15 protein-coding genes are annotated in these 22,941 nt (G+C 46.5%); 13 read left to right on the top strand and 2 right to left on the bottom strand.

Going from position 1 to position 22,941, the window contains the following annotated elements; genetic code table 11:
* Positions 1-135: 135 nt before the first annotated feature.
* Positions 136-1,575 carry a pyruvate kinase gene (gene pyk / locus MRK00_05755; protein MDR4516880.1) on the top strand — a complete coding sequence of 480 codons (1,440 nt, stop codon included), beginning with the start codon at positions 136-138 and terminating at the stop codon, positions 1,573-1,575.
* A 131-nt stretch (positions 1,576-1,706) separates the two neighbouring features.
* Here the strand turns inward: pyk and MRK00_05760 are convergent, their stop codons facing one another.
* Positions 1,707-3,509, bottom strand: coding sequence for a copper oxidase (locus MRK00_05760; GenBank protein ID MDR4516881.1), 1,803 nt, complete (start codon positions 3,507-3,509; stop codon positions 1,707-1,709).
* A gap of 537 nt (positions 3,510-4,046) precedes the next feature.
* Between MRK00_05760 and MRK00_05765 the strand changes: the two genes are divergently transcribed.
* The 10 genes from MRK00_05765 (at position 4,047) to MRK00_05810 (ending at position 12,814) form a co-directional block, all read left to right on the top strand.
* Positions 4,047-4,637, top strand: coding sequence for a sigma-70 family RNA polymerase sigma factor (locus MRK00_05765; GenBank protein MDR4516882.1), 591 nt, complete (start codon positions 4,047-4,049; stop codon positions 4,635-4,637).
* Positions 4,638-4,655: 18 nt separating this feature from the next.
* A complete protein-coding gene (locus MRK00_05770) occupies positions 4,656-5,360 on the top strand; it encodes a zf-HC2 domain-containing protein (GenBank protein MDR4516883.1) in 705 nt (234 codons plus the stop codon).
* Between the two features lie 7 nt (positions 5,361-5,367).
* Entirely contained in the window at positions 5,368-6,660 is a 1,293-nt protein-coding gene (locus MRK00_05775; protein ID MDR4516884.1) for a S8 family serine peptidase, read from the top strand.
* 800 nt (positions 6,661-7,460) lie between these two features.
* On the top strand, positions 7,461-8,117 hold the full coding sequence (locus tag MRK00_05780) for a hypothetical protein (protein MDR4516885.1): 657 nt from the start codon (positions 7,461-7,463) through the stop codon (positions 8,115-8,117).
* Entirely contained in the window at positions 8,114-8,857 is a 744-nt protein-coding gene (locus tag MRK00_05785) for an FprA family A-type flavoprotein (GenBank protein MDR4516886.1), read from the top strand. The genes MRK00_05780 and MRK00_05785 overlap by 4 nt, the downstream gene beginning before the upstream one ends.
* A gap of 360 nt (positions 8,858-9,217) precedes the next feature.
* Positions 9,218-9,637: a hypothetical protein gene (locus tag MRK00_05790; GenBank protein MDR4516887.1), complete on the top strand. Its 420-nt coding sequence runs from the start codon at positions 9,218-9,220 to the stop codon at positions 9,635-9,637.
* Entirely contained in the window at positions 9,637-9,840 is a 204-nt protein-coding gene (locus MRK00_05795) for a hypothetical protein (protein MDR4516888.1), read from the top strand. The genes MRK00_05790 and MRK00_05795 overlap by 1 nt, the downstream gene beginning before the upstream one ends.
* A gap of 84 nt (positions 9,841-9,924) precedes the next feature.
* Complete coding sequence (locus MRK00_05800; GenBank protein MDR4516889.1) at positions 9,925-11,427, top strand: tyrosinase family protein; 1,503 nt, start codon at positions 9,925-9,927, stop codon at positions 11,425-11,427.
* Between the two features lie 210 nt (positions 11,428-11,637).
* A complete protein-coding gene (locus tag MRK00_05805; GenBank protein MDR4516890.1) occupies positions 11,638-12,195 on the top strand; it encodes a sigma-70 family RNA polymerase sigma factor in 558 nt (185 codons plus the stop codon).
* Complete coding sequence (locus tag MRK00_05810) at positions 12,185-12,814, top strand: cupin domain-containing protein (GenBank protein MDR4516891.1); 630 nt, start codon at positions 12,185-12,187, stop codon at positions 12,812-12,814. Before MRK00_05805 ends, MRK00_05810 begins: the two co-directional genes overlap by 11 nt.
* A 74-nt stretch (positions 12,815-12,888) precedes the next feature.
* On the opposite strand, the gene MRK00_05815 is transcribed toward MRK00_05810, so the two are convergent.
* On the bottom strand, positions 12,889-14,358 hold the full coding sequence (locus MRK00_05815; GenBank protein MDR4516892.1) for a hypothetical protein: 1,470 nt from the start codon (positions 14,356-14,358) through the stop codon (positions 12,889-12,891).
* A gap of 616 nt (positions 14,359-14,974) precedes the next feature.
* Between MRK00_05815 and MRK00_05820 the strand changes: the two genes are divergently transcribed.
* Positions 14,975-16,348: a cytochrome C gene (locus MRK00_05820; GenBank protein ID MDR4516893.1), complete on the top strand. Its 1,374-nt coding sequence runs from the start codon at positions 14,975-14,977 to the stop codon at positions 16,346-16,348.
* A gap of 420 nt (positions 16,349-16,768) precedes the next feature.
* The gene (locus MRK00_05825; GenBank protein ID MDR4516894.1) at positions 16,769-22,933 is read left to right on the top strand and encodes a hypothetical protein; all 6,165 of its coding nucleotides are present in this window, start codon (positions 16,769-16,771) and stop codon (positions 22,931-22,933) included.
* Positions 22,934-22,941 lie beyond the last annotated feature (8 nt).

Consider the following 22,941-nt stretch of genomic DNA (forward strand, 5'->3'; position numbering starts at 1 on the left):
TTCGGTTACTAAAAAACAGGAACCTGTCGCGAAAGTCGATAATCAAATAAATTGTTATCATAATTAGTCTATAATCGATAATTTACCGAGCGTTAGTATGCCTCCAGATGAGTGCGGTATCCTCAATAATGATTCATGAATAATCTGAAAAACCTTCGAAAAACCAAGATTGTTGCCACCATTGGCCCGGCCTGTGATTCACCCGATGTTCTGAAAGCGATGATCTCTGCGGGGATGAATGTTGCACGTCTGAATCTGTCCCATGGCACCATTGAGGAGCACCAGGTCCGCCTGGATTGGATCCGTGAAACCGCCAACACGATGGGTGTGCCACTGGCCATCATGGTTGACACCCGAGGAATCGAAATTCGAACCGGCAAACTCAGTGATCGCTCGGTTGAACTGATGCGGGGTATGAAATTTACCCTGTATACGGACGGACGCATCGGCAACGCGGATGGTGTTTCCATAACCTATAGAAACTTGCCCAGTGAAGTAAAATCGGGAACTTCGATTTTGATCGATGACGGCGCCATCGAACTGGAAGTGACTTCGGTTACATATAACGAAATCGTCTGCCAGATTGTCCATGGCGGTATTTTAAAGGAAAACAAGAGCGTCAACTTGCCTGACATAGAACTGGCAGTCAATGCGGTGAGCCCGGAATTCAGAGATGATATCGTCAGGGAAATCAACTTTGCTGCAGAAAACGACGTGGACTATTTGGCTGCATCTTTTGTACAAAGTGCGGAGGATATCCATCGTATCCGGGATATTTTTCTGAAAACCGAACGACGCACGCCAATCATTGCCAAAATAGAAAATAAAGCTGGGATCAAGCACCTCGAGGAAATTGTTAAAGCGGCTGATGGGGTGATGGTGGCGCGCGGTGACCTCGGTGTCGAACTGCCATTGGCTGAAGTTCCCGTATTTCAGAAAAAAATTATCCGTACCACGGTAATGAATGGCAAACCCGTAATTACTGCGACAGAGATGCTTGCTTCCATGGAGCGTAATCCCAAGCCCACCCGCGCCGAGGCCAGCGATGTCGCCAACGCTATTCTTGATGGTACATCGGCAGTCATGCTTTCAGGGGAAACCGCGATAGGTAAATTCCCGGTAGAAGCAGTGCGCACCATGTCTATTCTTGCCCAGCGCGCAGAGGCATCGCTGAGTGAATACGGTTACTTGCAGAAAACCCGCATTGATCAATTGAACATTATTCCCGAGGTAGTCAGTCAGTCGGCGGTTGATATGGCAGAAAAGCTTAAGGCCGTCGCCATATTCAGTCTTACCGAAACCGGCCTCACGTCCCGGTTGATCTCCAAAAATCGCCCCGACTGCCCAATAGTAGCTGTAACCTATTCCCAGTTGGTGGCGCGGCGCTTGTCCATGAACTGGGGTGTGGTACCCTTGCTCAGTGAAGAAGGCAATGACGATAATGCCAAGCTTGAATTCGCATTAAGCCGGGCCAAGGCACTTGGTTACATCAAAATGGGAGATGTTGTTGTCGTAACTGCAGGAACACAGCGTCGAGTCGGGGGCACCGACCATATTCGCGTATTGAAAGTGTAAAATCAGCAGATGAGCGATTTTCGTGTAAGTCTGATTCTGTAGTTTCTGCGATAAGCCTCTGTGAGAGGCTTATCGGCATTCATATCCTTATTGAATAATCTAAGAATGAATAGTTAAAGCTAACAGATAAACTATTTTGATGTATTCAATGGATCGAGTTGCTGCGGCGTTAATTGGTTTTTCCAGCTTTGCGGCAGGTTTTGCACCCAGCCGTTATAAACCACAGGGATAGGCAACAATCCCTGACCGCCCATTCCATCAAGTGCCGTAATCGTGTCGTCTGAGGCGGTATTTGCAGTCGAAGTCAACAAAATTCTACCAACAACTTTAGCGTCAGCCGGATTGCCGTCACCGTTGGGATCGATATCGACAACTTGCAGCACATTGGCTGATTGACTGCTGACATAGGCGTAATAACCGCCTCCAGCTTTGGCGCCAAATTGCACCCCATGACACCCTGCATCGCAAGACAGCGAAGCCACCAGCGTATCCGTTTTGGTATCCACAATGGTGATGGTATCGGTCAGGATATTAGCCGTTACCATGGCTATACCATCCGGACTGACCGGTGTTTGAATCGGCAAGCCGCCAACCGGGCCGGTAATGTTACCGTTAACCGGGTCATAGTTTTGCAGTAGATTAATGGTTTTGAGTACCGTTCCGGTCGCTGTTTCGATTACTGTAAACGTGCTATCGAGAAAATTAGCGACATAGTATTTACTGGAATCGGGCATCATGCCGGTAGCAATCGGATGTGCTTCTACGCTGCCGGTAGGAACAATATCCTGTATATCGTCGCGCACAAAGTCATAGATAGTTGAATCTCCGGTAAATACATTAGGGGTTACCATAGTGCCGCCGTCATGACCCATCCAATGTGCATGCGGGCCAGGCCGACCGACATCAATGCGCCGTTCGATGCCGCCGGCAAGCGGTGACAACTCGACAACCGATTCATTCCGGTCTGAACCGTTGATAGAAACATGCAATTGATCGGTATCCACGCGTGTCATTACATGTGCTGGCGCTTCTCCAACCTGAATCCGGTCGATGAACTGGCCGGATTCCCGGTCAAAAATCGTCAGCTTGCTGTCAAACCATTCCGTGACATAAATAAGATTCTGATCGCGGTCAGTCCACATATTGTGTGGGTTGTTGAGTTCTACATCAGGCAAGAATACTTTGCGTTTTACTTGCCAGGTTGTTGCATCAACAACAGCCGCTGCGCCCGGCTTGCGTTTGTTGGCCGTTTTCTCAAATTGTGTGTTTACCCAGACTTCACCCACACCCGGTGGGGGCGTTAACAACGATGGCAGGGCAGTATCGTTGCCATAGCGTGCTTTCAGTACGCTGGCGAGATCAACCACCGCACCACCTGTAATGCGTACAGGAACACTGGGGTAATTGATATGCCAAGGGTCTGATGAAGAGAAGTTTTGCCAGTTACCCGGCTCGGTCAACACCATAAAACCGCGCAGCAGGCGTGTTGCCAGATCACTGCTGGTCGGCACAGTAATGCCATTAATCAGTGTAATCGTTTCACCCAGGTCGAGTCCTTCGGTATTCGGATCGTCCACGATCACTGCACCGAGCATGTAGGGATGCACCTGACAGAAAAAGACGTACAGGCCAGGCGTTCTTAACGTGACACTTTCACTGCCTTTTTGCGGATCGGTATCAAAAGGCATGTTTCTCGCGCCAGTGGGATAAAGCAGGCTGGTATAAGTATGCACGGTATTGGAATCTCCCGTGAAAACAACTTCGACACCCGGTGTGCCTACGCCAAGAGAGCCCAGCCCGGCCACTGGTCCGTTGGTATTTTTATACCAAATACCCGGCCCGTCGTTCAGTTTAAAAGTAATCCGGTTGCCCCCCTTTGCCCAGACCAGAGCGGGAAGAACCATCAAAATAATCACGATTAATAATTTTTTCATATCATTTCCCTAATTTAAGCAGCAGGCCGGTAAAAGTACTAAAACGGCCCAACCAATTTGTAACCGAAAAGTTGTGAGTTACTTCAATTTGTAGACAGTAATTTAATGAGCGCATCACTGAATCCAATAATTGATAGTTTGATAATGTGTTAAAGCAATCGATAGAGAGATTTTTTTCCACTTTACGTTTACAAATTTCATTACAAATGCGTATACACATGTGAACTTTTAACATGCGGTATATCCGCATAATCCGCAAAAGGGTTCAAATCAAGGAATAATTCTTATTGACTTATGTTGGTTACATTAATGTACCAAAGTTAATTTAAGCCATTTAATTTTCTGTTTTATAATAAGAAATTTTATTTATCACACACTTCTCTTTGCACTTCTTTTTTTCAGCACAGCCGTTTGCCATGCTGAGTTCGATCACGTTTGGGTTCTAATTTTTTTGCAATCCATTGAACCATTTAATGATGGTTGTGGATTAACGGGTAAGTGGAACTAAGTAACGATGTCTCATTGAATTAATGGATCATGGCCATATCACCCAGAAATGATAAAGAGAGTATTTATGCCTCACCGAAAATGCAGGCGAGAGAGCAGCAGTTGATTGCTGAAACAGCGGCAGGGAACGAGAAGGCATTTGAGCAGCTTTATCAGCTTTATTTTAACCGGTTGTTTCAATTTGTTTTTCGCATTACGCGAACGCAGAACGGCATTGAAGAAGTGATTAATGATGTGATGTATGTCGTTTGGGATAAGGCTTCAACGTATAATCAGATATGCCGTCCATCAACCTGGATACTGGGCATTGCGTATTTCAAGGCATTGAAGAGTATTGAGAAATCGATTGCTGATGAGGACCGTTCTGTTGAGTTTAATGATGAGCTGGATTATTTTCCTGATAAAGGTACGGATTGGATTTCTCAGCTGGAGACCAGTAACTGGCTGGAAGTTGCATTCAAACAGTTGTCGACTGAGCAACGGGCGGTTGTTGAAATGACTTATTTTCAAGGCCTGCATTACAATGAGATCGCTGAGATTATGCAATGCCCGGAAAACACCGTGAAAACCAGAATGTTTCATGCACGAAAAATTCTGGCAAAATCACTTCAGCAAGATTAATGGCAGGAGCGAATAGAGATGTCAGTGAATAGCAAAACCGGCAGTAATCGCGAACATCGTGAGGTGTGGGGTCTTTTGCCCTGGTTTATCAACCGGACGCTGAGTGCTGAGGAACAGGCACGGGTGGAAGGTCATATCAAGACATGTCTTACATGCCGGATTGAATTAAAGCAGCAGCGGCAGGTCTATGAGAATATCCAGCAGGCAGAGCTTTTGCAGCAAATGTCCAACGCGTCGTTTAATCGGCTCAAAATGCGTATTGACACACAGCCGGCTTCCCGATCTGCATCCTTTGGTAAAAGATTCGAGAATTTTCAAAGATTTTTCTTTCAATTTCCGGATTTCAGAAGACATCTCGCGCTGACTTTCGCAATAGTGCTGGTGACAACGGTGTTGATATTCAATACGACGCTTGAAATGAATCTGCCGGATAATGAGTACCGGACTTTGGCCAAGCTGTCCGAATCGCTTGATGAAAGCAGGAAATCCAATTTGATACGCGTCATTTTTACTGACGAGACTGATGTGGCGCAAATTGACGCGATTGTCGGCAGTGTACACGGCCATATTGTCAACGGGCCATACCAAAACGGTATTTATGAAATTCTTATCGATGGCGAACAAAAATATTCTATGGAAGCAACTGATGCCATAAACGCGTTACGTAACAACGCACATGTGTTTTTTGCCGAACTGGCGCTTGCCCCACTTTCATCCGAGTGAGCCTGCTATGTTGATATTATTTCTAAAGAAATTGTTGGTGTTTATTGCCATGCTGTTTGCGGTTCTGGGTATTTCTGTGTTGCCGGTCAGCGCCGGGCAGGATTTGGTTATCGATCCGTTGCTTTTTGATACGAATCGTGCTGAACGCATTGTTCTGGTTACCTATTCCGATAAGCACATCGACCGGATTCCTGTCGGCCAGATCAATCAGGCGTACCGCAAAAGAGGCGAATACAGCAGTTCGACATGGAGCCAGCGGGTTGCCAGCAGTATAGAGGCGGATTACAAGTTAACCATTCTTGCACAATGGTCGATCAGCGAAATAGGCGAGCACTGCGTTGTTTATCTGATCAATGAAAACCAGTCAGTTGCTGAAATCATTGCGACATTATCGAATGATAACCGTATCGATAATGTTCAATCGATGGCGACGTTTAAAGTGCTGGCCAGGGAATACAGCGACCCCTATTACCGGTTGCAATCGAGTATTCATCCGTTCAATCTGGAAAAGATCCACAGTCAAGTAACGGGCAAAAATATAACCATTGCAATTATAGACACGGGCGTGGATGCAAAACACCCCGATCTGGACGGTCAGATTAATGTCATTAAGGATTTTGTTGCAGATCAGGCCACCGCTTTTCCCAGTGACGGGCATGGCACAGCAATTGCCGGCATTATTGCCGCCAAGGCAAACAATGGACAGGGCATAGTCGGTCTGGCGCCCGATAGCCGCATTGTTGCCATGAAAGCCTGCTGGGGAATTTCTGAAGGAAACCTGGATGCGGTTTGCAACAGCTTTACCCTGGCCCTGGCGTTGAACACCGCCATCAACATGAAGGTAGACGTCATTAATTTAAGTCTGACCGGGCCTTACGATCCCCTTTTGGCCAGACTGATCGATGCCGCTGTTCGGCAAGGCATTATTGTCATCGCCTCTCAAACCGACCGGCAAGATGACAAATCCGGTTTTCCGGCGCAACAGCCGGGCGTGATCGGCGTGCAAAGCCACAATCACATGTTGCAAACATCGTATAAAACACAAGCACAGATTGTCCCCGCACCTGGAGAACAAATCCTCACTACACTCCCCAACGGCGCCTACGACTTCATCTCCGGCAATTCAATGGCCACCGCCCACGTCACCGGCCTTGCCGCTTTATTATTACAGCTTGAGCGCGGCCTCAACAGCCAGGACCTGTACAAATTGCTGGTCAAGGCTAACGAGCCACAGTTCTATAAAGTATTCAACTCACATTCCAACAAAGCCAATAATATCAAAACCGGGTTTAAACAATGAAAAAACTGCCCGCTGGTGCAAAAGCTGGTTTTACAAGCAATGCTTCATGCAAATTAGTACGCTATCCATCTGAAATTGCCTGATGATACACTGCTTATCTGTCAAATATGAGCAGATAAGCAGTGTATCATCAGTAACTACGCTATCACCAAAAGCTCAAAAAGACACCGCTTTTCGATTTTATCTTGGTACGATTGACAAGTTGTCGTGCGTGATTACCTTTCCCTGGAATTTAATGAACGCATTGAATTCAGGAAACGTCCGCACTATCACTTACGCAAGATACATTGATAAAAAAATCAACGCCACCGCTACGGCACTTATAATGGCAAGATTGAGTCCCAATTTTTTAAACGCTTCCGAATCTTCCTTTTCTAGCATTGCCATGTTTAACCTCCACTTAAAACAATAATGGAACCGCTATCCTGCACACAATCTGAATAATATTCATTGACTTAGATCAATAAAACATCAATTATTAACTGCTTAAGAATCTGCATGAAATCAGGCTGATTCCCGAGTAATTTTGGCAGTGCCTTGACCTTGTAGTGATTTATCATGCATCAATAATCAACTGAATGGAATGCTATTATCTCTATCGAAAGCAATTCAAGATTCAATTTCTTAATACAATTATGATGTGACTGCTCCAGCGATTACTATTTAAAATGATTGAGATTGACGCAAAAAGATAGACATTGTCGCGAATGTTATGCAAGACTAGACGCCGAGTAATTATGTCCTGACATACTGCTGGGTCGTGATTTATCCGTGTATTGTATTCATTAGAGGAGTCTTTTATGGAACTGGCGAGGACGACAAACAAAAACAATGTCGTCAGTATCTTTGTGAGTTGTATTGATTTTACAATACGGTCACGCGCCTTCGATTATCGCATCGAACAATTGCGCAGAGCGGGAATCAATGCCCAGGTGATTGCCAGTCGTTCGAATGAGATGGGACTGATATTGACCGAGCTGGTTAAGGAAATAAACGCCATGGCGTCGGAAGTCGGTAGAATTTTACAGAAAGTCTCGGAAAGCGGTCATGTTCTTGGAGGATTGGCAAAAGATAACATGCGATTGGCCGGATTAATGAAGCACTATTTTAGCGCCATGGAAAAAACGCGCGAAAGTAAAAGCAAGGATATCATTCATCGTGAGTATTCGCGATTGCATAATCAGATTGAAAATAATTTTCGTTCTATCCGGGTTCAGTTAAAGTCACATAAGATCACGCTCATTGATCTCTACGCCACTTCAGAATTTGTTGATCCGTTGGTCAGTCTGATTAAAATTAATGTTGCGATGTTCGCTGAATTCAGTGATCAATTTGATCATGTAACGCAAGAACTGGAATCATTTCACGAATTTATCATTACCACAGTGGATGAAATGACAAACGAAATAGAAAGTGCGCTGGGTATCATCAATGCATATTTAGGAGAGCAATCATGATCAAGAAGTTGTTATTTGAGAAGGGTGATCATGCGTGGTATGTTCTGTGCCGTGACCCAGAAAAATCAGAACATGTGATCGATACCAATGAATATGTGGTTGTATCGGGTGGCGAAGGACTGATTCTTGATCCAGGTGGAATGGAAGTATTCGCCCAAATCGCCAGTGTGATGGCGGAAGTTATTCCTTTTACTTCAATCAAACATATTTTTGGCTCGCATCAGGATCCGGATGTTATTTCATCATTGCCGCTTTGGACGGGCCTATCTCCCAATGCAAAAGTATATATCCCCTGGATGTGGACGGGTTTTATTGCTCATTTTGGTCTGGAAAGTGTCAATCAGTTTGTTTCCATTCCTGATGAGGGAATGGATATCGCTTTTGGCAATCGCTCCCGTGTAACAGTTATTCCCGCCCACTATTGCCATTCAGCGGGTAATTTTTCCGTCTACGATGCCAAGGCAAAAATATTGTTCTCCGGTGATATCGGCGCCGGATTATTACCCAAAAATTATACCAATGTATTTGTGGAAGATTTTGAGCGTCATATTCGGTATATGGAAGCTTTTCATAAACGGTGGATGCCTTCAAATACCGCCAAGAACGATTGGATAAAGCGGGTAAGGAAACTGGATATAAATATGCTTTGCCCACAGCATGGTGCGATTTTTAAGGATAAGCAAGTGAATCAGTTTCTGGACTGGTTCGAAGCGCTTGAAGTGGGTATCTGGGGCAAGTAGGTAATAAATAACTGCTGCTGCCGACTTTTCAATCTGAAAATTTCATGGTTAAGAAGAATCCCGGGTCAGCGATAATCAAGACTCGCAAGGAAAGATAAAGGGATCGGCCAAAGCTGTCTGCACATTATTTTCTTGATTCGTCATCTGAATCTGGTTTTGTTCTCGCTTGTACGATTACTGTTACTCTATGAGAAAAATCACATTCCTGACACGGTTTTTTGCTTATAATTTTTTCAAACTTTCACTGATGAATAATGAGAGATCAACTCTGTGAATCATGCAACGACAATGGTTATTTTGTTAAACCTGAGGCACAGGCAGAGACTGTTATATTGTTTTTGCTTTTTTTTGATCCCGGGAGTGGCATTTTCAAATGAAGTAAGGGCAGACGTGTTTTGTGTGATCAAGGCGCAACGTGCCGAATGCAGCGCGATGCCTGTGATTGTGCGGGCAAAATTAAATCTATCGGCTTCTAATTTCAGTTTGGCTGCACAGTATGAATCCTGTTTCAGTGAAAGAGCTGTGGAGATACAAGGACGTGTTTTGCAAACAGTAAATAAAGAAAACGTCCACGAATTTGAGCTCCTTGGCGAGCACTATGAACCTGTAACCGATTTTATTGCTTTTCCCAGAACAATTGCTTATCTGGTATTGGATAAATCAACGCAAAAAGGTATGTTTACGGATGTCTGGTCTGCACAGCAGTTGATGCACCACCCGGCACCTTCGATATTGACTGTTCCAGTCAATTGCAAAAACACTCAAAGGAGGCAACATTAATGTCAACCATATCGGAAACCTACCAGGATAAAACCATCGAAATACAGGATAACAAGAGGCTGCTGATCAATAGTAAACCCGTTCAGATTCTTTTTGACAACGAAACGGGCAAGTGGTCGACGCACCTAATTCCCTATAAACAGTATGACGATTTGTTAACGCTTGCCAAGCAAATCATCGCTGATTCAGAGGAATTCAAGTAAGGCTTCCCGCCTTTATTTTCATGCTGGCAGAATGCGTCAAAGATGAAATAAATATGGGTAAAAATTTAACTGGAGACTGCAATCATGGCTATTCGTAAAGATGCAAACACACTGACGCCTGCAGAAAGACAGGAATTTGTACAGGCAGTTCATGCGCTGAAACAAAGCGGACTTTATGATCAATTTGTTTTACGGCACGCCAATACGCCAATGACGGCAATTCATCGCAGCCCTGCTTTCCTGCCGTGGCATCGTCGCTTCATTCTTGACTTCGAACGCGAACTCCAGAGAGTATCCGGCAATCCGGATTTGGGTCTGCCCTACTGGAACTGGTCGAGTGGCGGGCCGGGCGCTTCAATGTGGAATAACGATCTGCTCGGCGGCGATGGCAATTCGATAACCGGTATCGTTGAAACCGGCCCTTTCCGTTCAGGCCAGTGGAGTGTAATCAATTCGGACGGCAATTCGACAGGCCCGCTCAGACGGCAATTTGGCCGCTCCGGCGCAAACACGCTGCCGACACAATCCGAAATTTTACAAGTACTCAGTGTGACGCCTTACGACAGCTTCCCGTGGAATACGAACAGTTCGCCCAGTTTTCGCAATCAATTGGAAGGCTGGATGGGACCCAATCTACATAATCGCGGCCATGTTTGGGTGGGCGGCTCCATGTTGCCGATGACTTCACCGAACGATCCGGTTTTTTTTATGCACCATTGCATGGTGGACAAATTGTGGCATGAGTGGCAATTGCGTTTTCCCAATCAAGGTTATCTGCCCGTCTCGGGCGGGCCGTTTGGTCAGAACCTTACAGATATGATGGCCGGCACACCCAATGGACCGGTCGGTTCAAGACCCATTGATGTGCTTGACAGCGCCGCTTTAGGGATTGAATATGATCAATTGCTGCCCGGTACGCCACAACCGATACCTCCTGGACAGAATGTCACGCGAATAAATTTAAACGCAGCACCGGCTGCAGGACAAGTCTCGCAACCGGGAGAAATCGATTTGTTTGAATTCGATCTCGACCAGCTTCGCAACATCATTCTGGAAACATCCGGGAATTCGGATACCGTGCTAACGTTGTACGGGCCTGATGATTTCACCCGGGAAATCGCGGAGAACGATGATGGCGGCAGTAATTTCAATAGCCGTATTTCAATGACATTATCGGCCGGTAGCTACCGTGCATCCGTCCGATTGTATAATCCCGGCAGTACAGGCGATTACCGGATCCAACTCAGCTCAGAAACAGGGACACCGATACCGTCCATTCCGGTATTAACCGTCGATAATCCGCCTTTTGCTGCCGAAATATCCACCGACCGTGAAAGTGATGTCTATCAAATAAATATCTCCGCGGCCGGAAGATATCAGATTGAAACACAGGGCAATACCGATGTTTTCCTGTCCTTATACGGACCGGGCAGTCAGAGCACATTAATCGCAACCGATGATGACAGCGGCGCCGGTTTAAACGCCAGACTTATCCGAGAGCTGAGTCCGGGAAGCTACTTTGCAGCGGTGCGGCATTTCTCGGCTTTTGGCAGAGGCGCGTATCAGATCCGTGTGATTCGATTATAGTCACGCGGGTGAGTTTCGGGTGCAATTGAAGATGAATGTGGGGGAGATGATTTTTTACCCAGTCGACAGCCGCATGACCGTGAAAAAAAATAATTGTGGCTTTGGCCGGTGTTTTTTTAGCGGGCAACCACCGACTATGCAGTTTTCGTTGCGCGGCATCGGTAACCGATCAACAACCCAGCCAGTCAGTAGACAAACCAGAAGACCAGCGTGGATATCGATACGCAATTAATTCAACAGATTGCACAACAGGAGCAGCAAGCACTCGCACGATTATACGAACGGCATGTCATGCAAATGCTCGCCGTAGCCGTTAAAATTCTTAAGTCGCGGAAAGACGCCGAGGATTTGATTCACGATGTGTTTCTGGAAATCTGGCACAAAGCCGCGGATTTCGACGCAACGCGCAGTTCGGTGCGCAACTGGATACTGCTGCGGGTACGTAGTCGCGCAATCGACAGGTTGCGCTCGCGCACATACGCACAAACCGTTTTTTCAGCGAATGACTACGACGAGTCAGCACTGGTGCAACACGGTCCCGCACCGGATCAACTGGCGCAGTGGCAACAGGCGCGCAGCGTCGTGCAACGCTTGCCGGAACCGCAGTATAACGTCATTGTGTTGAGTTATTATGAAGGCCTGACCTGCACCGAAATCGCCGAGCGATGCCAGATACCGGTGGGCACCGTCAAATCAAGGCTGTCCGCAGCGCTCAAACAGTTACGCAGCGCGTTGCAACCGCATGAGGAAAAATCACATGTCCGATAACGACGACAAGTTTGCCGAATACGCTTTAAAAACACTCGATGATAAAACGGCGCGCATGCTGGCGACGGAAATTGCCAACTCCACCCAAAAACAGGCGTCGCTACGAGAAATCGAAGACGCACTGACACTGCTGGCCGAATCCGAGCAGCCGATTGCCCCTTCTGCGCAATTGCGCGCGCGGGTATTGAATGCGTTGCGGCAGGAAACACGGTTTTCCGGCTTCATCGAACGCCTGTGTGGTTTTTTCGACTTGCCGCGCGAAACTGTTGAGACACAACTATCCCTTCTCGATCGAGTCCATGCCGAATCGTGGCAGATGAATGCATTTCCCGGCACGCATTTATTGCACTTCGACGGCGGTGCGCAAATTGCGCCAAACGCCGATTGCGGTCTGGTTTATGTCGAACCCGGTAACCGTATCGACGCACACCGCCATTTAGGCGATGAATGGTCGCTGGTACTGCAAGGTGAACTGCGAGAAACCGGCGGCGCCATCTATTTCCCCGGCGATTGTCTGTACCGCCGCGCTGGCTCTGTGCATGCGGTTGAATCGGTCGGCAGCGACGCACTGATTTTCGCCGCGATTCTGATCGAAGGACTGGAATTCGCTGGCGAATAAACGCAAAAAAACAGTCCGGGCATGTGATGCACCCGGACTGTTTTATACCGATCAACGGCCGATTGATATCGCGGCTAACCGGATGATTCGGCGGTGATTGCTGCAATCACACCGTCAATATCCGACTCGGGCAGACGGGTCAGTCCGCGCCGCAAATCGGCCTTAATCAGCTCGGTGCGCAACCGTTCGGGATTGAAAATACGTCCGGCCGATGAGTTATCATCCCCACTGCCCGTGACTGTATCTGTTACGTCAGCCACATTCTCCGACGCCCTGGTTTCGGAACCGATAGCCACCAGATCGCCGATATTGACCGCACCCAGTTTCAGCCGGATATCCTCAGCCGTCGATGGCCCCACAATCGGCAGATCGGACAGTGGTTTATCCAGCATGGCTCGAGTAAAGCCGGAGATATCGATTGGTGTAATCACGCTACCCGAACCGTTTCTGTGTTTCACCAGTTGCAAATAGCCTTTTGTCAGAATCGGCACCACCAGTTGATACAAATCGGCGCGGGTAAATCCTGACAGATTCTCAATCGCGCGCAGCGAACTGAAACCCGTATCGCCGCGCGCCGCAATCAGCCGGTCGATCACCACTTCATCCGCACCGCTGGTGGCGGCCAGCAATTGTGCTTTAGGCAGATTGAAGACCTGCAAAATACGCGCCTGACTGCGCTCGAAACCGGCCTCATTAACCAGATTCAATTCATTGCAATAGAACCCGGCTGCATCGTCCAACAGACTGACGGTACCGAATGTGAGTTCGGGGCAGGTATCGCGTACGGTGATTTCCGCCTGCAATTCGCTACTTAACGCCGCATACGGCACCAGTCCGCCAAGCTGGAATTCGCCCGTAATTTTGTCGGCAAAACGCACTCGCCCGTTCTCAACCGTTTGACCGAGCACCACTAGCGCGGTATCGTCAAATTCAACCAGAAATGGACAATCGAATCCTTCAGATTTCTGCAACGCCACTTTTTCCGTGCAGCATTCGGCGTTAGGGAAATCCTTGTGATCGGGATCGAACACATTGAGCGGCGCCTCAAACCGGTATTTGAACGTAAAATCGGGCGGCCAGCCGTAATATTCGTCAATAATCTCAACATTGTAAATATCAACCAGTTGCCACACCACGTAAGTGCGCGATTTACACGCTGGCGCCGTCGAGGTCGCCTTAAATTCCGCCGTGTCTTCCTCGCTGATAGTAACGGACACCCCCAGCTTTGCACCCAGTTCCGCGCTTAACCCTTCAAACGAAACACCCAGTTTGGAAGACACTTCAGTCGTTAAAGTGCGTGACACGCCGATCTTGCGGGTAATCTTCTGATCCACCGAATCACCGCATTCCAGCGTAGCCGCAAAAACGCGCTTCCATTTCTGCGCACGCGACACGGTCACAAAACGTTCGTAAATATAGCCGCTTTCGTCCACCGTCTGACTGCTCACGGTAAATTCTTTACCTTCCACATCCGGCAACTCATCCGGCCTATTGGGCATGCGCGGTTGAAACGGCGGTTTTGCAGGAATCGTATTAATAGGCATGATAGCCTCCTTGAGAATATGAATATGCCATCTAAAAGTTCGGGCGGTTACAACACACCCGGTTTCGTCGCGACTTATTCATTAATACGAACGACACCGCAAAACGGTTCGATTGATTTCAGATTTTTTTCAAAAAATGCCAGAAAGTGACGAATACGGGGGCCTACCATTGTTTTTTAGCAGGGTGACAAGCCACATCTCAAGCCGTTGGTATAGACATTGGGCGGGGCTGTGGCTCACGGGGTCAGCGGCTGGGATTCTGGTTCGCTAGACTTGAAATGCTGTCCCCGTCATCTTGTATCATCCAGAATGCCGTACGCGAAAACCTGACGCAGAATTTAGCAACCAGTTCCCCTGTGTCTTGGCAATTAATCCATTGTTTTGTTATTTGTTTTTTTTAAAAACTTCACATTTTTGTAACAGAAAATTTAGAAATTTTTCACAGCTGTTGGAGTATGATCCCGCTCGATAAGTTATTCATAATAATTTCTTATTACTGAACTCTAGCCGGGAAATTTTCTTTAACTGAAAAAATTCAGGTTTGTATCAGTATCTCTTAATTTACGCCAAAAATACTGATGAGTACCTCATACAACTTTTTGAAGGAAAACTGAATATGCGATCAATCGTTACGACAAAAAATGTAACGGTTTTTTTTACATTTTTTTTGATTCTATTATTTCACTTGGATGTAAAAGCCATGCCAAGCTTTGCACGTCAAACCGGCATGCCCTGCAGTTCCTGTCACGTACAATCTTTCGGGCCTGGGCTCACTTCGGTAGGCAGGAATTTCAAGTTAAATGGTTACACCGCAACTGGCGCGAACTATAAGGAAGGCAATATACCCTTGGTGCCAATCAGCGGCATGATACGCGCATCATATACCCATACGCAGCACGGTCAGCCAGGCGGCGCATCAGAACGCTTCGGCAGCAATGATAATGGAACAATTGATGAAGCAGCAATTTTTCTGGCTGGCCGACTTCATTCAAAAGTAGGCGCTTTTATCGAGGGCACCTATAATGGTGTCGAGGATATTGGAGAATTGGACAATTCCGAGATTCGTTTTGCCGATCACACAACTTTGATGGGTCAAAACCTGGTCTACGGTCTAACAGTAAATAACAATCCCACAGTAACCGATCTCTGGAATACTACACCGACCTGGGGATTTCCATGGGCATCTTCTGATTTAGCACCCACACAGGCAGCAGGTTCATTGATCGAAGCACTCGGTGGCCAGGTTGTCGGTTCTACTGCTTACATGATGGTGAATAATCTTCTATATGTGGAAGCAGGTGGTTACGCCATGCTGCCACGAAAAATTCAAACAGGCATCGGCGTCTTTGACGATGAGCAGTCGCGTATTAACGGTGGCGCACCTTACTGGCGCGTTGCCCTACAAAAAGACTGGCAAGGCCATTATTTTGCTGTCGGATCGTTCGGTATGCAGGCAAATGTCTATCCACAGCGGACATTGGGCGCAGGTACCGACAATATTTACGATTACGGATTTGACATAACTTATCAATATCTGGCTAATCCGACACACATCTATGAGTTTAATGCCACCTATATCCGTGAACAACGGGACATGAATGCCAGCCTTGCTTTGGGGCTTGCGGACAAGAAAAACAGTAACCTGGATACGGTACGTATCCGAGCCGGTTACACCTATCAACAGACGTACGGATTGAATTTATTTTATGGTCAGACGACCGGTACAGCAGATAATGTAATATACAGTTTTGGCGATCCAATCAGTGGCAGTCGCACCGGCAATCCAAACAGCCAGGCATTTACTGCAGAAATCAGTTACACGCCATTTGGCAAGTCCACGTCGGCATTGGCCACACTGGCAAATCTGCGACTTGCTGCACAGTATGTACATCACTTCAAATTTAATGGGGGCATACACAATTACGATGGATTCGGCCGCAATGCCGTCAATAACGACACACTTTACTTGAATGCCTGGCTGGCTTTCTAGACAAATCTGTTATAGTAACTTTCCACCCGATATCGAATAAAACAGCATTTCGGTATGCTGAACTGAACAACCCTCGTCTGTAAGACGAGGAGTTTGGGATAGGTTGACATGAAATCGACATCATCAACCACCGGTTCGCCCTTTTGCTCTTCGCTATGCCTTTGAATCATTTCAACGGTAATCTTTCCTGAGTTTACTGCCAGATATCCTCTCACTCAAAATACCCGGACAGTTTACTTGTTCTCTACATTACTTGTTCTCTACAGTTGACAAATTCAAATTGATAGTCAATTATCAAAACCTTTTAATCAACGTGGGATTTATCACGGAAGAACTTTTGTAATCTGTTACATTAGTCCTTTGTGTTAAAGAAGCCACGCTGATACGCAGTACAAATGTATCGTCTGAGGAGGAATCAATATGTACATAAAAAAAATAACGATGGCATCGAGTTTGCCCAAGTTTCTTTGGCTTATATCATTAACGATGTTGTTACCTTGGGCAGCACATGCTTCCGTTAAAAAAGAAAGCATTGATGATGAATGTACTGCGATTGTACGTGCGGAGATAGTCGCATTAGAACAAGCATATCTATTAAACCGGTTTGGCGCATTCAATCCTGCAGGTTTATTGTATGCGCTCAAAACGGATATTGTTTCGACAGACGATAATCCAATATTACGCCCGGGCAAGGTAAAACTCCGTGAAGATAAAAGGCCGCGCCCATTGGTACTGCGGGTCAATGAAGGTGAATGCCTTGAAGTAACGTTGCACAATATGTTGACGCCAGGTGTGCGTGAAGAGCGCAGTAATGGGCCTGAGCAATATGGCGGTAAGGTCCCGGCACATATCGAAGAACCAGATGGAATAGTCTATCCCGATCAAGTAAATGAGCAGGGACTGACAAGCGAAGATGCGCGTGCATTGGTCAATCCCACTGCCATCAGTTCCGATATGCCCTGGACCCGGGCCGTGTCATTTCACCCCAATGGGTTGGAGTATTTACCCATTGAACCAGAAGACTGTCCATTATCAACCAATGAGCATGAATGGGTATGCGGATCGGCAGCGAGTAATGTAGGCTTGAATCGAGGCACCGTACATCCTGACACTGAACCTAAACTGGCCGAAAAGCTTGAACTGCAAGGTTCTCAAATTTTTCCCGGCCAGAGTGCATTTTATCGTTTCAGTGCGCATCGTGAGGGTACTTACTTTGCTTATTCGACTGGCGCCGGAGTGGGTGGTGAAGGCGATGGTGGTCAAGTAGGATTGGGATTATTTGGCGCTGTAAATGTCCAGCCTGCGGGAGCACGATGGTATCGTTCCCAGGTGAGCTTTGAGGATCTCCAGGCAGCAAGCAGAAAACCTATAGGCAAGCATCCCTACAGTCGAATCAATTATGAGTATAAGCGCGATGGCATACCTGTATTGAATATGCGAAAAGAAGTACATAAAAAGCACGGTAAACACCACCATGCACACAAAAAAATTTATGACATCGTTCACAGTGATTTAAACGCTATCATCGTCTTGCCGGAGGTTGATGATAACGGGAAACCTATAAACAATTCGCATTGTGAAAATTACGCATACGGTAATTCCTGTGGTCGTTCTTTTCGCGAATTTTCCGTCATCATGCATGATGAAGTAAAGGCTGTCCAGGCATTTGCCGAATTGGAGGATCAAGATAATCCGTTGCATTATATCAAGGATGGCATGGGCATTAACTATGGTGTGGGCGGTCTAGGCGCAATGACGGTGGCACGCAATCGTAATGTTGGGCCTGCCAAAAATTGCCCCGAATGCCGTCTTGAAGAGTTTTTTCTTAGCTCATGGGCCAACGGAGATCCTGCACTGATCCTGAAGTATGATGAAAAAGGAAAAAAACCTATTGGAGCAATGTACCCAGATGATCCTTCCAATGTGCACCATTCCTATCTTGGGGATCCGGTAAAATTTCGAAATATACATGCAGGCCCCAAAGAAACCCATGTATTCCATTTGCATGCGCACCAGTGGGTGCAGGATTCGAGCGATCCCAATTCCACCTATCTGGATTCCCAAACAATTTCACCTGGCGCAACTTTCAGTTACGAAATTGAATTCGGAGGCTCAGGCAATCGCAACTATACGCCGGGTGATTCAATCTTCCATTGCCATCTCTATCCCCATTTTGCACAAGGAATGTGGGAGTTGTGGCGTGCCCACGATGTATTTGAAGACGGACGCTATAAATTGTCTGATGCAGGCAAGGATGAACATTGGCGCATAAGAAATTTACCGGATGCTGAAGTTGAAAATGGTATAGAAAGTCCTGCAGTTGTTCCAATTCCGGGTACGGCATTAGCTGTCATGCCGACGAGCAGTTTTCCAGGGTATCCATTTTATATTCCGGGTAAAGAAGGTCATCGTCCCCCTCAACCGCCGTTGGATATGGACGTAAAAGACGGGCAAATCGTAAATGGAGGCTTGCCACGTCATATTGTCCAACTTCAAAACGAACATTTGCCTGAGGTTATAACAACGACTAACAAAGGTATCCTGGAACGTGGAGACAAAGATGAAAACGTCATAGAAACAGCGCTCAAAAAAGGCGGCGATGCTGCACAAGTCATCGCTAATCGAGTGTATCAGCTTAACCCTGGATCACTGATTCTTGCCGAGGAATGGGAAATACTGAATATTAAACCGCTGGATCATTATGGTGAAGAACTGGAAAAAAAGGCGATGGATTTTCATGCGGGTAAATCCATAGAACATTCTGTAAAAAGAATGCACAGGCATCATGACCCGCACCAAAACTGGCGTGGTGAAGCAACGGCGTATGTAACGGAATGGGCCAATACAGTTAAAGGTCAAAAGAGACACCATAAAGAAAAGAGACACCATAAAGATAATAAGGCATTGTTCTATATCAACGGCCGTGAACCAGCACCTGGTGCTCCTTATGGCGATCCTTGCCCTGATCATGCCCCAATGCGCAGTTATAAAGCGGCATTTATTCAAACCGAATTGACCGTCAATCGTCATGGCTGGTTTGATCCGCAAGCCCGCATCATAGCGCTGGAGCGAGATATTAAAGACATTATTGATGCAAATAACCGTGTTCGCCTGCCGGAGCCGCTGTTTTTTCGGGCCAATTCAGGTGACTGCATTGAGTTTCATTCCTCCAATTTTGTACCTAATGCGCTGAATGTGGATGATTTCCAAATTTACACACCGACTGATACGATCGGTCAACATATTCACCTGGTGAAATTCGATGTAACTTCTTCAGATGGATCAGGTAATGGCTGGAATTATGAAGATGGCACTTTTTCACCCGACGAAGTCCGTGAACGGGTATTTGCGATTAATAAGGCACTTAGAGAAGCCGGCCGGCCTGAATCGGAAATGCTGAAACTCAAAACACATCCATTATTTGAAGAGCTGAGTTGCGATACAGACAAAAGTGATACGGCGGCTTTTGAGCGGTGCATTAACTTCAAGAAGAAGGGTATATGTCCACAGGATTGGGAAAAGCTAGGTTTAGCTAAGCTCGCAGAAGATCACCCCTATTGTGGTGCGCAACGCACGATTCAGCGTTGGTGGGCAGATCCGATCATCAATGAAGAAACAGGCAAAGACAACACGTTACGCACTGTTTTTACGCATGATCACTTTGGTCCAAGTTCACATCAACAGCACGGATTGTATGCTGCTTTAGTCATTGAACCTAAAAATTCCGTGTGGCTCAATCTGGGGGAGAATTCACTTGACTGGGAAAAAGTCAAATCACAGGATAAAGAGGAATTAACAAAAATTATCGGTGGTGCTGATTTCAATAAAGCGCTGCCTGCGGAACGCGACCCCGCAAAAGTAGGTGAGAACGACAAGCTTGACCACATCTTGTTAGGCGCTCGTGATCCACTGGTATTACGGGACGACGGCGGGCCAACTTCTACTCGCGCCAATATTATTGCACCTAAATGTATCGGCGATTCAGAGTCAAGTCCATTAAACCCTGATCCAACAGTAAAATTCGAATGCCCGGAAAAAGAATGGACGTTTGACACGCGCCGTGAATTCACGATGGCATTTGCCGATTTTGCAATTCTCTACAACGCAGCACTTGAACCAATCAATCCTGAAAAACGGGATCAATCCGGGCTTTATTTTGGACGACGACAAGTACCTTTGAATAAGCCGATGCCGCTGGCGATTTCATCCGAAGATCCCGGCACGCAGTTGATTAATTATCGTAATGAGCCGATTGGGTTGCGCATTGCCGAACGCGCAGCCGATCCGATTCTGGGTAGCTTTAACTATCAACAAAAAGACTGTCTCAATACTCAGGATGATGAACTTTCTGCTGAGGAGATTGAAAAGCAGCGGATTCATTGTACTGGTGATATGGCCAATGTATTCAGCACGCATGTCCATTCGGACCGAGACAGAATCATTGCTGAAGAACCCTACGGGGCAATAATTTCCCCTGCAACCAAGGCGCTGCTGACTAGCGCAGGCAAAGGCGAACAACTCGAAACTGTACTTGAAAACGTCGAGTTGTGGCGCAAGCAATTTAACTGCGCGCTGTATCCAGAGGGTACATTATCTGGCCTGAATCCGGAAGAATGCCGTATTGCCAACCTTGAGCCATGGCGTGAATTGGGTGACCCCGCAACGCCTATTCTCCCTGTCTACGAAGGAGACCCTGTACAGATCCGCCTGATTCAAGGCGCGCAGGAAGCGCAACATGTCTTTACCATGAATGGCGTGAAGTGGAAGCGTCAACCGGCTTCCTCCAACTCCGGTTATACCAATGCACAACCATTAGGTATTTCCGAGCATTTTGAATTTAATGTCAATATTCCGCCGTTAAATGTACACCGTGTGGACTATCTTTACTTCGGTTCATCCATGGATCAGTTATGGGATGGCATGTGGGGAGTGATGCGTTCTTATAGTCACTACACTAATGAAGATAAAAACATTTCAGTTGCAAAATTGAATAATCTAAAAGGTAATCCTGTGCAAATACCAAAGCCGGATAATTTTACTGACGATCCGGCTGAAAAAGTTTGTGATGACAGTTCCAAAAATTTCAGTTTTGACATCAGTGCTGTACGCGCATGTCAGCTTTTTGACGAGGCCTGTGCTGAAAATGAATTTGGAAAAAAAGGAATCATATTGAACCAACGGCTGAAAATTTCAGATCCAAATGCCATTGTGTTTGTACGCAGCAATCTTCGAAGCGATGATTTTTTCAGTAGTGATGAAAAGGGTCAATTGATGACAGATAGTGATGTTCTTGAGCAATTAAAAGAAGAATTTAAAAATGGACGTGTGCTCGAACCACTTATCTTACGTGCATCTGCTGGCGCGTGCATAAATGTTCAATTACGAAATCATTTGCCTTTGGTTATGCATGATGGACCATTCGATGCACAAGGCAATCCAATCGACGGTCATTTCGGTCATAATTTCATGTCAATGATTCTGGACGGATTTAACTATAATCAGTTCCGTATGTCCAGTTCGGTTGGTCTATCTGTGCCGATGCTGGCACAAAATCCAACGATCAGTGATGGCACTAATGCAGGTATCAACGGTACTGAGCTTAAAAGAAACCTTGATCCTAATCAAGGCTCACTTCAACCTGCATGTGGTGAGAAAGGTTCTTGTAGAACCATTTATACCTGGTATGCCGGTGATTACGATTTAGATCAAGATGGAAATCGACTATATGATCCGATTGAATTCGGAGCTGTTCCACTGCGAAGTTTTGGTGATGTGATCAAACATTCCGCACATGGCGCAATTGGTGCCCTAGTGATCGGACCAGAAGATTCACAAGTGTGCATATCAGGGAGCGATCCTGAGCAGGCAGCTGACCGCCGTTCAGATTCCAGCGCCTCAATCTGCAACGAGGCCGGGGAATTACTATACCGCGATTTTGTGTTGGTACTTCAGGATGCGGTAGATGCCACGATGGATATGTGGCCAATTGGTAATCTCAAAGGCGCGGAAGAACCTGACGACTATGGTGTAAAAGCGATCAATTACCGCACTGAGCCAATTTGGGGGCGGCGGGGAGAAGATCCTTCAATTCAGTTTGAGGAACGTAATGAATTTGATTACTCCAATGTGCTAAGTTCAAAGATTGTGATGGATAAAAATGGGAATGAACTATGTCAGGCGGGTATAGAAAAACTGTTTCCTTACGGCATCCAAACCCCCTGCGATCCTGAAACGCCTATTTTTGTTGCTGAAGCTGGGCGGGAGGTGCGCTTTCGTGTAGTTCATCCCGGCGGTCATACACGCCAGCAAGCCATAACTGTACATGGTCATCAGTGGACGCCATTTCCATGGACGAATAATTCCAAAACCATATTGACTTCCAGCGAATCTCTCAATGGACATGTTATCGAGGGAAGCCACAATGCTATTGGTCCCATGATGGCGGCTAACCTGGTGTTCAAAGCTGGCGGTAAGAAAGAAATACCCATGGATTATTTATATCGCAGCCAGGCCAGTTTCTTGTTTGATGGCGGTATCTGGGGATTGCTGCGTGTTGTACCTAAATCTGCGCAAGAAAATAAATAAGGAGATGC

The sequence above is a fragment of the Nitrosomonas sp. genome, from assembly GCA_031316255.1.
In the GTDB taxonomy this organism is placed as follows: Bacteria; Pseudomonadota; Gammaproteobacteria; order Burkholderiales; family Nitrosomonadaceae; genus Nitrosomonas.

Bases quoted from the DNA above. Each gene is read 5' to 3' on its own strand.
- pyk (MDR4516880.1), top strand. From the start codon at position 136: ATGAATAATCTGAAAAACCTTCGAAAAACCAAGATTGTTGCCACCATT.
- MRK00_05760 (MDR4516881.1), bottom strand. From the start codon at position 3,509: ATGAAAAAATTATTAATCGTGATTATTTTGATGGTTCTTCCCGCTCTG.
- MRK00_05765 (MDR4516882.1), top strand. From the start codon at position 4,047: ATGGCCATATCACCCAGAAATGATAAAGAGAGTATTTATGCCTCACCG.
- MRK00_05770 (MDR4516883.1), top strand. From the start codon at position 4,656: ATGTCAGTGAATAGCAAAACCGGCAGTAATCGCGAACATCGTGAGGTG.
- MRK00_05775 (MDR4516884.1), top strand. From the start codon at position 5,368: ATGTTGATATTATTTCTAAAGAAATTGTTGGTGTTTATTGCCATGCTG.
- MRK00_05780 (MDR4516885.1), top strand. From the start codon at position 7,461: ATGGAACTGGCGAGGACGACAAACAAAAACAATGTCGTCAGTATCTTT.
- MRK00_05785 (MDR4516886.1), top strand. From the start codon at position 8,114: ATGATCAAGAAGTTGTTATTTGAGAAGGGTGATCATGCGTGGTATGTT.
- MRK00_05795 (MDR4516888.1), top strand. From the start codon at position 9,637: ATGTCAACCATATCGGAAACCTACCAGGATAAAACCATCGAAATACAG.
- MRK00_05800 (MDR4516889.1), top strand. From the start codon at position 9,925: ATGGCTATTCGTAAAGATGCAAACACACTGACGCCTGCAGAAAGACAG.
- MRK00_05810 (MDR4516891.1), top strand. From the start codon at position 12,185: ATGTCCGATAACGACGACAAGTTTGCCGAATACGCTTTAAAAACACTC.
- MRK00_05815 (MDR4516892.1), bottom strand. From the start codon at position 14,358: ATGCCTATTAATACGATTCCTGCAAAACCGCCGTTTCAACCGCGCATG.
- MRK00_05820 (MDR4516893.1), top strand. From the start codon at position 14,975: ATGCGATCAATCGTTACGACAAAAAATGTAACGGTTTTTTTTACATTT.
- MRK00_05825 (MDR4516894.1), top strand. From the start codon at position 16,769: ATGTACATAAAAAAAATAACGATGGCATCGAGTTTGCCCAAGTTTCTT.